The sequence below is a fragment of the Paractinoplanes rhizophilus genome, from assembly GCF_042664765.1.
GTDB lineage: Bacteria > Actinomycetota > Actinomycetes > Mycobacteriales > Micromonosporaceae > Actinoplanes > Actinoplanes rhizophilus.
Map to the genome: position 1 here is coordinate 1 of NZ_JBHTBJ010000010.1, position 11883 is coordinate 11883.

An 11883-nucleotide genomic window follows, 5' to 3' on the forward strand; every position below is an offset into this window, starting at 1 on the left:
CCTGGTCCGTGCCGGCGCCCGCTTCGAACGCGGCAAACTCGTCGAACGCCCCGCCACCGAGCAGCGCATCACCGAGACCGCAGCCGCCTGATCAAGATTTCTCATCCACAAGTCTTGACTATTGCTCCCGATGTTGGTGTTGTGCCAGATCACGGCGGCGAGAGCGAGCAGGCGTTGACCGATGCGGGCGAACAGTCCGTCATGGCGGCGGGCTCCGTGTCGTTCCAGGGAGAGCTGGCCTTTCAGGCTTTGGAAGATCGACTCGATCCATTGCCGGGCCCGGAGCAGGGCTTTCTCCGCCGGGGTCCGTGGTGTGTCGGCCTTGGCGTTGGCGCGTTTCGGGCGGACGAGGTGGATGTTGTGCAGGTCGCAGAACTGGTCGAACTCGGGGCTGGCGAAGCCACGGTCGGCCAGGATGACCTGCCCTGTGGTGATCAGGTGGTGGTCGGCCTCGATCAGGGCGGCCATCACTTCCCGTTCGTCGAGTTTCGGGTAGGCCAGGCACCACAGCACGGGCATGCCCTCGGCGGTCGCGAGCAGGTACAGGCGCATGCCCCAGAAGTAGCGGGAGTGTGACGCGCTGTAGCCGTAGCCGGCATGTCCGGCCAGATCGGAGCGTTTCGCGGTCTCGCGGGAGGTGCCGCACGGTATCGGGGTGGAGTCGATCAACCGCAGGATCGGGGCACTCGAAAGGGTGACCTGGGCCAGGGCGCGCAGCACGGTAGCGACCAACTGTCCGCTGCCACGGACTCGTTTGCCGTAGCCGGAGGCGGTCGGCAGGTACGGAAAAGCGTCGCGCAGATGGGTGCCGGCCCAGCGGATCCAGTGCCGTTCACGAGGGAATTCGAACAGCACCTGGGTGATCATCAGGCAGATCAGCTCGGCGTCGGACAACTGCCGGGCTCGTCCGGGTCCACGCCGACGCGGGACCAGGTGATCATCGACGAAGACGTACAGTGCGGTGAGAAGGGTGTTGATGTCAGCTGTCACGAGCAGACAACGACACCCTTCCCTGTTTCGATACGCCTGAGCACCCGCACGCACGCCCACCAGCCAGGATTTAGGACTCAATCATCTAGAGGGGCGGGGGCGGTGGGTCGTCGTCGACCGCGAAGAGCATGGGATGTAGCGGCAAGTAGGCGTCTCGCTGGCGGCACAGGGCCGGCGGGAGCAGCGACGAGCGGTGTTCCGGATGTTCGGCGCAGTGGCGCATGGCCCGGGACACCGCGTCCGGGTGGTGCCGGCCGCCGCCGTACTCGCCGCAGGTCTCGCAGTCCCAGCGCCAGAAGGGCTGGCCCTCCTCGGAGAAGTGGCGACGGATCCGCAGCGGCGGGCCCGCCTCCCGCTGGGCCGCCGCCAGGATCGCGGGCATCTGGACGGCGGACGGCGGCCCGCCGATGATCTGTGCGAGCGCGTTGCTGGTCGACACGGCCCACCTCCCGTACTCGTGAGAGCCGGAAGCCAGTAAACCGAGATTTAGCGGTCGAGTGGGGCTTTTGCCGGAATTTCCCACCCGCGGCGCGGGGCCCGGCTGCCGGTGATCTGGTCGCGGCTGCGATAGACGATGTACGGCCGGGTGAGGTAGCCGACCGGGGCCGAGAACACGTGCACGAGCCGGCTGAACGGCCAGAACGCGAAGAGGATCCAGGCCGCGATCGCGTGCAGCCGGAAACCGATCGGCGCCGACATGATCAGATTGCTGTCCGGCTGGAAGTAGAAGATCGACCGGAACCAGGGCGACACGGTCAGCCGGTAGTCGTGCGGGTGCCCGGTGAGGTTGCCAAGCACGGTGGCGCCGAGGCCGAGCACGATGGTGCCGATCAGCAGCACGTACATGATCTTGTCGTTGCGGGTGGTGGCCGAGAAGACCGGGCCGACCGTGCGCCGGCGGTAGATCAGGATCGCGGCGCCGGCCAGCGTCATGAAGCCGGCCACGCCGCCCAGCGCGACCGCGACCGCGTGGTAGGCCGTCTCGCTGACGCCGACCGCGTCGGTCCACGACTCCGGGATCACCAGGCCGCCGATGTGGCCGAGCGCGACCAGCAGGATGCCGAAGTGGAACAGCGGGCTGCCGATCCGCAGCAGCCTGCGCTCGTAGAGCTGGGACGAGCGGGTGGTCCAGCCGAACTTGTCGTAGCGGTACCGCCACACGTGCCCGCCGATGAAGATCGCGATCGACACGTACGGGAGGACGACGAACAGTAGGGTGGCGGTCATCGCTTCGCTCCAAAGGGCTCGAGTCCGACGCGCTCGGCGGGTGGCCCGCCCGCGGCCAGCCGGGTGACGGCCGCCCGCTGGTGGGTGGGGATCGGGGGCAACGTGGCGGCCACCGAGTCGAGAACGCCGGCCCACGGCGAGCCGGCGTCGTGCAGCGCGAGGCGCAGCAGCTCCAGGCCCGAGCGGTGCTCGATCAGCAGGCCGGGATCGTCCATCGCCGACGCGAACTCGAGCACGACGCAGAGGTGATCCGGGAGCTCCGCGGAGCTGAGGGTCAGGCCGGCCGCCGCGTACGTCTGCTTGAGCTCCAGCAGCGCCATCCCGCGATTGCGGGTGTCGCCGTGCGCGTAGTACGTCAGGAACAGGCAGCACCGCTTGCGGTGGTCGAAGGTGGCCACGTAATCCTCGGCCAGCTTGCCGGGCGGGGTGGCCCGCACGTGGTCGAGGAAGCACAGCAGCGGCTCGCCGACCGGCGCGGGCAAGGAAGAAGCCGCGGCGGAGAGCAGATCCAGCCGGTCCAGCAGAGCCGCGTCGGGGTATCCGATCATCAGGGACTGGCATTGCCAGGCGCGGGCGCTCACGGCTTCGGCTCGATCTCGGCCGCCGGGTCGCCGCCGTCCGCGCCCCGTGGCCCGTCGTGGCGCGGCGGGAAGAGGCCCTCGGGGCGGCCCTTGCCGTCCCAGTTGAGCAGGTTGACCCGCAGCTCCTTGTCGCCCGGGTCGACCAGGGTGTCGCTGGTCTGCCGCTCGACCAGCATGTGGAAGTTCTCCACCGCGATCGGCAGCGGCCCGCCGGACGACTCGCCGAACGGCCCCGAGCCGCCGCCCATCCCCGGCCCGCCCTCGTAGTTCAGGCTGCACTCGGTGGCCAACTCCTCGAGGCCGTGCGCCTGCTCGGCGTGCGCCGGCGGGATCACGTACCGCTCGTCGTACTTGGCCAGGGCGAGCAGGCGATACATCTCGTACGTCTGCTCGCCGGTCATCCCCACCGCGGCCGGGATTGACTCGTCCGGGTCGCGGCCCATGTTGATGTCGCGCATGTACGAGCGCATCGCGGCCAGCCGGCGCAGCACCGCGTCGACCGGCGCCGGGTCGCCCGCGGTGAACAGCTGGGCCAGATAGTCGACCGGGATGCGCAGCGCGTCGATCGCGGCGAACAGGTTGCCCCGGTCCTCGGCGTCGTAGCCGGTCTCGCGGACCACGTCGACGACCGGCGACAGCGGCGGGATGTACCAGACCATCGGCATGGTCCGGTATTCCGGGTGCAGCGGCAGCGCGACCCGGTACTTGTTGATCAGCGCGTACACCGGCGAGCGCTGGGCGCCCTCGATCCAGTCGCGCGGGATGCCGGCCCGCTCAGCGGCGCGCACCACGGCCGGGTCGGACGGGTCGAGGAAGACGTTGCGCTGCGCCTCGTACAGATCGTGGTCGTCCTTGACGGCGGCGGCATCGAGGACGCGATCCGCGTCGTACAGCAGTAGGCCTATGTAGCGCAACCGACCCACGCAGGTCTCGCTGCACACGGTCGGAATGCCCACCTCGATCCGCGGGAAGCAGAACGTGCACTTCTCGGCCTTGCCGGTGCGGTGGTTGAAGTAGATCTTCTTGTACGGGCAGCCCGAGACGCACATCCGCCACCCGCGACACCGGTCCTGGTCGACCAGCACGATGCCGTCCTCTTCCCGCTTGTAGATCGCTCCCGACGGGCAGGAGGCGGCGCAGGACGGGTTGAGGCAGTGCTCGCAGATCCGCGGCAGATAGAACATGAAGGTCTGCTCGAACTCGAACTTGACCTTGTCGCCGACCGCCTTGAGCAGCACGTCCTTGTCGCCGTGGTCGGGTGAGCCGCCGAGGTCGTCGTCCCAGTTGGCCGACCAGGAGATCTTCATGTCCTTCCCGGTCAGCAGCGACTTGGGCCGGGCGACCGGCGTGTGCTCCTGCAACGGCGCGTTGGTGAGCGTCTCGTAGTCGTACGTCCAAGGCTCGTAGTAGTCCTGGATCGACGGCAGCTTGGGGTTGGAGAAGATGGTGAGCAGCTTCTTGAAGCGGCCGCCGCCCTTGAGCGTGAGCCGGCCGCGACGGTTGAGCGTCCACCCGCCGCGCCACTCCTCCTGGTCCTCGTAGCGGCGCGGGTAGCCCTGTCCGGGCCGGGTCTCGACGTTGTTGAACCAGACGTACTCGGTGCCGGCCCGGTTGGTCCACGCCTGCTTGCACGTGACCGAGCAGGTGTGACAGCCGATGCACTTGTCGAGGTTCATCACCATCGCCATCTGGGCCATGACGCGCATCAGTACTCGACCTCCTGGGAACGGCGGCGGATGACGGTGACCTCGTCGCGCTGGTTGCCGGTCGGGCCGAGGTAGTTGAACGCGAACGACAGCTGGGCGTAGCCGCCGATCAGGTGCGACGGCTTGATCAGCAGCCGGGTCAGCGAGTTGTGGATGCCGCCGCGGCGCCCGTTGGTCTCGGTGCGCGGCACGTCGATCAGCCGGTCCTGGGCGTGGTGCATGTAGACCGTGCCCTCGGGCATCCGGTGCGAGACGACCGCCCGGGCGACCACCACGCCGTTGCGGTTGACCGCCTCGATCCAGTCGTTGTCGTGCACCCCGATCTTGGCGGCGTCCTCCTTGGACATCCAGATCAGCTGGCCGCCGCGGGAGAGCGAGAGCATGAACAGGTTGTCCTGGTACTCCGAGTGGATCGACCACTTGTTGTGCGGAGTGAGATACCGCACCGTGATGCCGAGCTCGCCCTTGTCGCCGATTTGCGGCTCGCTGAACAGCGCGTGCATGTTCAGCGGCGGCCGGTACGTGGGCATCCACTCGCCCAGCTCGGCCATCCAGTCGTGGTCGAGATAGAAGGTCTGCCGGCCGGTCAGCGTGTGCCACGGCTTGAGCCGTTCCACGTTGATCACGAACGCCGAGTACCGCCGACCGCCCGACTCGGAGCCCGACCACTCGGGCGAGGTGATCACCGGCATCGGCCGGGACTGGGTGTCGGCGAACGTGATCCGGTCGCCCTCACGCTCGGCGGCCAGATCCGCGAGCTTCACCCCGGTGAGCGCCTCCAGCGTGTGGAAGCCCTGGGTGGCGAGGTGGCCGTTGGTGGTGCCGGAGAGCGCCAGGATCGCCTCGCAGGCGTGCACGTCCCGGGCGATCGACGGCCGGCCGTTGCGCGCCACGCCGTTCTTCTCCCGCAGATAGTCCAATTCCTTGCCGACCTGGAAGGTGACGCCCTTGGTGGTCGCGCCGAGCGTGTCCAGCAGCGGGCCGAGCGACGCCATCTTGTCGGCGATCGCGGTGTAGTCCCGCTCGACCGGCACCAGCTTCGGCATCGTCTGGCCGGGGATCGGCTCGCACTCGCCGCGCTTCCAGTCCCGCACCCGGCCGTACGGGTTGGCCATCTCGTCCGGGGTGTCGTGCAGCAGCGGCGCTGCCACCACGTCCATCCGGGTGCCGAGGTGGTCCTGGGCGAGCCGGCTGAATGCCTGGGCGATCGTCATGAACGCGTCCCAGTCGGTACGGGTCTGCCACGGCGGCGCGATCGCCGGGTTGAACGAGTGCACGAACGGATGCATGTCCGTGGTGTTCAGGTCGTGCTTCTCGTACCAGGTGGCGGCCGGTAGCACGACGTCGGAGTAGATCGTCGTGGACGTCATCCGGAAGTCCAGCGTGAACAGCAGGTCCAGCTTGCCGGTGGGCGCCTGCTCGTGCCACACCACGTCGGCCGGCCGCTTGTCGGCCGGCGCCTCGGTCGCGCGTACGGCGTGGTCGGTGCCCAGCAGGTGCCGCAGGAAATACTCGTTGCCCTTCGCGGACGACCCCAGCAGGTTGGCCCGCCAGATGCCCAGCACCCGCGGGAAGTTCTCCGGCGCGTCCGGGTCCTCGCAGGCGAACCGCAGGTCGCCGGACTTCAGCCGGCCGACCACGTGGTCGCCGACCGGCACGCCCGCGGCCGCCGCCTCGTCGGCAAGATCGAGCGGGTTGCGGTTGAAGTGCGGCACCGACGGCATCCAGCCCATCCGCGCCGACGAGGCGATCAGGTCGGCGGTGGCCCGCCCGGCGAACTGCCCCTTCTGCGCGGTAGCGCTCAACGTGGCGGCCGAGAACGGGTCGTAGCGGTACTGGTCGGTGTGGAGATACCAGTACGCGGTCTGGATCATCTGCCGGCCGGGGCGGGACCAGTCGGAGGCGGTGCCGAGCACGCTGTAGCCGGTGATCGGGCGGACCTTCTCCTGGCCGACGTAGTGCGCCCAGCCGCCGCCGTTCACGCCCTGGCAGCCGGTGAGCGTGGTCAGCGTGAGGAAGGCCCGGTAGATCGTGTCGGAGTGGAACCAGTGGTTGGTCCCGGCGCCCATGATGATCATCGAGCGGCCGCGGGACTCCTCGGCGTTGCGGGCGAACTCGCGGGCGATCCGCGCGGCGGCCGGCCCGGGCACGCCGGTGATCGTCTCCTGCCAGGCCGGGGTGTACGGCTCGCTCGCGTCGTCGTATCCGGACGGCCAGTCGCCGGGCAGGCCCGGCCGCTGCACGCCGTACTGCGCGAGCAGCAGGTCGAAGACGGTGGTGACCAGGTGGTCGCCGATGCGGCGGACGGGGACGCCGCGGCGCATCATCGCCGCCTCGCCGTTGTCGAAGCGCGGGAGCTGAACCGCCACCGCCGGCTCCTTGGCGTTCGACGCCGTGAGCAGCGGGCGGACGTCGCCGAGGTCGAGATTCCAGTCGCCCGGCTGCCCGTAGCGATGGCCGAGCGTGCCGTTCGGCACGACCGGCATCCCGTCGCTGTCCAGCAGCACGGTCTTGAAGGCCGCGTTCTCGGACTCCGCGAGCGCGCCCGGAAGTTGAGCCGCGGTGAGCATCTTGCCCGGCCGATAGGAGCCGTCGCCCGCGTCGTCCAGCGTCACCAGGAACGGCAGGTCCGTGTATTTCGTGGCGTACTCGCGGAAGTACGGGGTTTCCCGGTCGACGAAGAACTCTTTCAGCATCACGTGCCCCATGGCCATCGCCAGGGCGCCGTCGGTGCCCGGGGCCGGCGCCAGCCACTCGTCCGCGAACTTCACGTTGTCCGCGTAGTCGGGCGACACCGCGATCACCTTCTGGCCGCGGTACCGCGCCTCGGCCATCCAGTGCGCGTCCGGGGTACGGGTCACCGGCAGGTTGGAGCCCCACATGATCAGGTAACCGGCGTCCCACCAGTCCCCCGACTCCGGCACGTCGGTCTGGTCGCCGAACATCTGCGGCGAGGCCACCGGCAGGTCGGCATACCAGTCGTAGAACGACAGCATCGCCCCGCCGAGCAGGTTGTAGAACCGGGCGCCGGAAGCGTGCGACACCATCGACATCGCCGGGATCGGGGAGAATCCGGCGAGCCGGTCCGGCCCGTACGTCTTGATGGTGTGCACGTGCGCGGCCGCGACCAGCTCGACCGCCTCGTCCCAGGTCGCCCGCACCAGGCCGCCCTTGCCCCGCACCGACTTGTACCGCCGGGCCTTCTCCGGATCGCCGGTGATCTCGGCCCAAGCCGCCACCGGGTCGCCCAGCCGGGCCCGCGCCTCCCGGTACATCTCCAGCAGCACGCCCCGGATGTAGGGATAGCGCACCCTCGTCGGCGAGTACGTGTACCAGGAGAACGCCGCCCCGCGCGGACAGCCGCGCGGCTCGTACTCCGGCCGGTCCGGGCCCACCGTCGGGTAGTCGGTCTGCTGCGCCTCCCAGGTGATGATGCCGTCCTTGACGTACACCTTCCAGGAGCAGGAGCCGGTGCAGTTCACGCCGTGCGTCGAGCGCACCACCTTGTCGTGCGACCAGCGGTCCCGATAGAACGCGTCGGCCTGACGCCCGCCGATCTCGTACAGCGCCCGCCGGTCGGGCGAGACCTCGCCCCGGGTGAGAAAGCGGCGGGTGCCGACCAGCGCCTGGGTCAGTGGATCATCGAGTTCGGCCACGAAGGAGTCCTCACGTCGTCCTGACTATGTTTCGGGTGGCCGCCTTGGCCACCGAAAAGACATCCAGCAGCAGCGCGGCGAGCGCCACCACGGCCAGCAGCACCAAGCCGAGGGCATAGTTCTGGAACTGACCATAGATCACGCCCATGACCAATGGGGGCACGAATCCGCCCAGACCACCCGCGGCGCCGACCACGCCGGTCACCGAGCCCACCTGGTTGGCCGGGGCGAGCGCCGCGACCAGGGCGAACGTGGCGCCGCTGCCGGCGCCCAGCGCGGCCGCCATGGCCAGGAACGCGATCGTGCCGAGCGGCGCGAGCGACGGCGTGAACGCCTGCACCAGCGCGCCGACGATCACGACGGACAGCGCGACGGCGAGCACCCGGGCCGGGGCGAACTTGTCGGACAGCCAGCCGCCGACCGGGCGCATCACGACCGCGAGCAGCACGAAGCCGGCCATCCGGTTGGCGGCGTCGGCGTGGGTCAGGCCGTACGCGGTCTTGAGGTAGGACGGGAGGTAGACCGAGAACGCCACGTAGCCGCCGAACGCGACCGCGTACAGGGCCGACGCCTGCCAGGTGATCCGCAGCCGGAGCGCGGAGGCGAGCCGGGCGGTGATCGGCGCGGTCGGGGTCGCGCGGTTCGGCGCGTCCCGCATCAGCAGGAACGCGACGACGGCGTAGACCGCCAGGGCGATCGCGGTGAGCACGAACGGGGTCGCGAGGCTGCCGGCGTCGACCAGCCTGACCGTGGTGAGGGCGCTGATCGCCGTGCCGCCCATGCCGGCGCCGAACAGGCCGACCGCGGTGCCGCGGCGCTCGGGCGGGTACCAGGCGTTCACGTACGGCACGCCGATGGCGAACGTGGTGCCGCCGATGCCCAGGAAGAACCCGCCGATCAGCAGGCCGGCGAGCGAGTCGTGGCCGAAGATGCCCAGGTACAGCACGGGGACGATGGTCGCCAGCGAGACCAGCGGGAACATGACGCGGCCGCCGTACTTGTCGGTCAGCGCACCCACCGGGATGCGGCCCACCGAGCCCACCACCACCGGCACCGCCACCAGCAGCGCCTGCTGGAACGAGCTCAGATGCAGGGACGTGGCGAACCTGGCCGCCAGCGGGCTGAGCAGCGCCCACGCCCAGAAGTTGATCGCGAAACCCACGGTCGCCAGGGTCAGCATCAGCGCGGGACGGCTGCGGCCTGCGGTCATGGTTGCCCCCCGGTGCACGGTGTAACCGGTCGATCACCGGCGCTTACCCATGATTGTCGACTTCATGGCCTCCGCGACAGGGACTTTGGACCCCACGTGAAATAGTCAGGCCGATGGCACAGCGCAGAGGGCAGGGGCGGCTGGTCGAGACGGTGGCCTCCGGGATCGCCGAGCTCATCCCCGATGCCGACCGGCCCGCGGCGTACAGCCTGATGCTCGACGGCGCGCCGCAGTCCTACGTCGACCTCGAGGACCCGACCCACCTCGAGTTCGAGTACATCCGGCGGATGGCCGCGGCGATCGACCTGATCGCGCCGGCCGGCGCCCCGGTGCGCGCGCTGCACCTGGGCGGCGGCGCGCTGACCCTGCCCCGCTACATCGCCGCGACCCGCCCCGGATCGCCCCAGCGGGTGGTGGAGATCGACGGCCCCCTCGTCGAGATGGTTCGCCGAGAGCTGCCGCTCCATGCCAAGGCCAATGTCCGGGTACGGGTGGCGGACGCGCGCGCCGCGCTGGAGGGCATGCGCGACGGCGGGTACGACGTGGTGATCCTGGACGTCTTCGCCGGCGCCCGCACCCCGGCCCACCTCGCGTCGGTCGAGTTCGCCCGGGAGGCGGCCCGGGTGCTCGCCCCGGCCGGATGGCTGATCGCCAACGTCGCCGACGGGCCGCCGCTGCGCTTCGCCCGCGCTCAGGTGGCCACGATCCGGGCCGCGCTGCCGCAGGCGTGCCTGGTGGCCGACGCGGCCGTGCTGCGCGGCCGCCGCTTCGGCAATCTCGTGGTGATCGCCGGCCGCACCCCGCCGCCGGTCGCCGAGCTGACCCGTCGAGCCGCCGGCGACTGGTTCCCCGGCCGGGTCGAGACCGACCTCGACCGCTTCTCCGGCGGCGCGGCGCCGGTCACCGACAGTGTTGCCGTGGCGTCGCCACCTCCACCGGCGGGGCTCTTCAGTGACCGTAAGTAACCGGGGATCAGCCAAAGGTTGACCCGGACCCGCCCTGTCGTGTTGTCGTCAGGAAATCCGGTGTGATTCACGGCCGGTGACTTGTCGGGGTCGATGCCGCCCGGTTGTAATCAGTGTCAGCCGCGTTCCACCGCGCGGCCGCCGACTGGGGGGAAGGCGCATGACCGACAAATACTTCCTGGCCGCGCCGGGATCGTCCGCCAACGAGGCGGCCGGTTCGCGCGTGCTGTGGACGGGCCGCTGCGCCGTCGCCGAGTACGCGTTCGAAGAGCCCAGCTCGCTCCCCCGCTGGACCCTGCCCGAGGAGACCGAGGTCGTCGTCACCGAGGACCGGGTCGTCTACCGCGACGTCACCACCGGCGCCACCGGCGAGCTGCTCTGGCCGTTCCCGCAGCACCTGCGCGTGCAGCCGGGCAACCGCGACACCGGCCGCTCGGCCACGGTCACGCAGATCCAGCTGGTCTGCGCCGGGTCCGGCGGCTCCTTCCCGGCCCTGGTCTTCGCGGGTGGCGACCTGAGCACCGTCGGCGACGCCGACCGGCTGGCCAACGTGTTGCGCCAGGCGATCGCGCGCTACCGCGTCGAGCACGCGGGCGACCTCGGCATCCCGGCCCCGCAGACCCGCATGCTGTCCCGCCTCGTGATCGGCCCCGAGTTCCACAACTACCAGGGCGGCGAGGGCCAGACGGTGTCGCTGCTCGGCTCGGTCCCGGTGGTCGAGCCGCAGCCCGAGCCCCACCCGTACGCGGATGAGCCGTTCCTGCAGCCGTACTTCCCGTCGGCGCCGGCTTCGGGCTCGGTGCCGGCGGCGGCGGTCTCGGATTACGCGCCGCAGTCCGGGGCGTCCGCGTATGCGTCGCAGTCCGGCGCGCCTGCCTACACGCCGCAGCCCGAGCCGTCCGCTTATGCGCCGCCCGCCTACGCCCAGCACCAGGACCAATATGCGGCCGGCCATGCCCCGCAGCCCGCGTATGCCCCGCAGCCGGGCCACGCCGCGCAGCCGGGCCACGTCGCACAGCCCGGCCACGCTTCGGAGCCCGACTGGCACCAGCCCGCTCAGCGCCAGCAGCTTGCGCACGAGGCCGACGAGCAGCCGCGCTCGCCGGGCTGGCCGATGACCGGCCGCGCCGAGTTCGGCGTCACCCCGCCGCAGGTGCCGCGCCCCGGCTTCGACGAGATCGCCCGCTCCCGACCCGCCCGCCCGGCTGACGAGGCCACCCTGCGCGGCGCCCCCGACCTCGAGGCCCGCGCCGCCGACCTGGCCGCCCGGGTCGCCGACCTGATCGCCGGCGGCACCGGCCTCGATCACCAGCGCACCGAGATGACCAACCTCTCCACCGTGCTGGGCGGCCCCGACGCCCCGGCCGACCGTGCCGAGCAGGCCCGCCGCGCGGCCGCCCGCTTCAGCGGCAACTCCGGCCGCGCGCACGGCGTCACCCCACGCCGCCCCGCCGACGACGAGTTGGGCTCCGCAACCCGCCGGCTCTGACCGCCACTCCCGGCCGGCCGCTCCGCCACTCCTGCCGCGCCCGCCCCGCCCTGCCCTGC

Annotated in this window: 8 protein-coding genes and 1 pseudogene; 2 read left to right on the top strand and 7 right to left on the bottom strand. The window is 70.7% G+C overall.

Translation table 11 applies throughout. The features are described 5' to 3' along the window. Positions 1-126: 126 nt before the first annotated feature. The 7 genes and pseudogenes from ACFQS1_RS15985 to ACFQS1_RS16015 all read right to left on the bottom strand — a co-directional run. Positions 127-990: pseudogene (locus tag ACFQS1_RS15985) on the bottom strand (IS982 family transposase); the annotation flags it as partial. Between the two features lie 85 nt (positions 991-1075). After that, positions 1076-1429, bottom strand: a complete 354-nt coding sequence (locus ACFQS1_RS15990; RefSeq protein WP_378968659.1) for a hypothetical protein — start codon at positions 1427-1429, stop codon at positions 1076-1078. A gap of 47 nt (positions 1430-1476) precedes the next feature. Then, positions 1477-2217, bottom strand: a complete 741-nt coding sequence (narI, locus tag ACFQS1_RS15995) for a respiratory nitrate reductase subunit gamma (RefSeq protein ID WP_378968661.1) — start codon at positions 2215-2217, stop codon at positions 1477-1479. After that, on the bottom strand, positions 2214-2798 hold the full coding sequence (narJ, locus tag ACFQS1_RS16000; protein WP_378968663.1) for a nitrate reductase molybdenum cofactor assembly chaperone: 585 nt from the start codon (positions 2796-2798) through the stop codon (positions 2214-2216). Before narJ ends, narI begins: the two co-directional genes overlap by 4 nt. Further along, entirely contained in the window at positions 2795-4504 is a 1710-nt protein-coding gene (gene narH, locus ACFQS1_RS16005) for a nitrate reductase subunit beta (protein WP_378968665.1), read from the bottom strand. The genes narJ and narH overlap by 4 nt, the downstream gene beginning before the upstream one ends. Continuing rightward, positions 4504-8127, bottom strand: coding sequence for a nitrate reductase subunit alpha (locus ACFQS1_RS16010; protein ID WP_378969108.1), 3624 nt, complete (start codon positions 8125-8127; stop codon positions 4504-4506). The genes narH and ACFQS1_RS16010 overlap by 1 nt, the downstream gene beginning before the upstream one ends. Positions 8128-8170: 43 nt before the next feature. Then, on the bottom strand, positions 8171-9370 hold the full coding sequence (locus ACFQS1_RS16015) for an MFS transporter (protein ID WP_378968667.1): 1200 nt from the start codon (positions 9368-9370) through the stop codon (positions 8171-8173). Between the two features lie 113 nt (positions 9371-9483). Here ACFQS1_RS16015 and ACFQS1_RS16020 point away from each other — a divergent pair, with 113 nt between their 5' ends. Together ACFQS1_RS16020 and ACFQS1_RS16025 are read left to right on the top strand one after the other, a co-directional pair. Further along, complete coding sequence (locus ACFQS1_RS16020) at positions 9484-10335, top strand: spermidine synthase (RefSeq protein ID WP_378968670.1); 852 nt, start codon at positions 9484-9486, stop codon at positions 10333-10335. Between the two features lie 160 nt (positions 10336-10495). Next, the gene (locus tag ACFQS1_RS16025) at positions 10496-11824 is read left to right on the top strand and encodes a translation initiation factor 2 (RefSeq protein ID WP_378968672.1); all 1329 of its coding nucleotides are present in this window, start codon (positions 10496-10498) and stop codon (positions 11822-11824) included. The last annotated feature ends 59 nt before the right edge of the window (positions 11825-11883 follow it).

Coding starts and splice junctions, on each gene's coding strand:
- narI (WP_378968661.1), bottom strand. CDS start 2,217: ATGACCGCCACCCTACTGTTCGTCGTCCTCCCGTACGTGTCGATCGCG.
- narH (WP_378968665.1), bottom strand. CDS start 4,504: ATGCGCGTCATGGCCCAGATGGCGATGGTGATGAACCTCGACAAGTGC.
- ACFQS1_RS16015 (WP_378968667.1), bottom strand. CDS start 9,370: ATGACCGCAGGCCGCAGCCGTCCCGCGCTGATGCTGACCCTGGCGACC.
- ACFQS1_RS16020 (WP_378968670.1), top strand. CDS start 9,484: ATGGCACAGCGCAGAGGGCAGGGGCGGCTGGTCGAGACGGTGGCCTCC.
- ACFQS1_RS16025 (WP_378968672.1), top strand. CDS start 10,496: ATGACCGACAAATACTTCCTGGCCGCGCCGGGATCGTCCGCCAACGAG.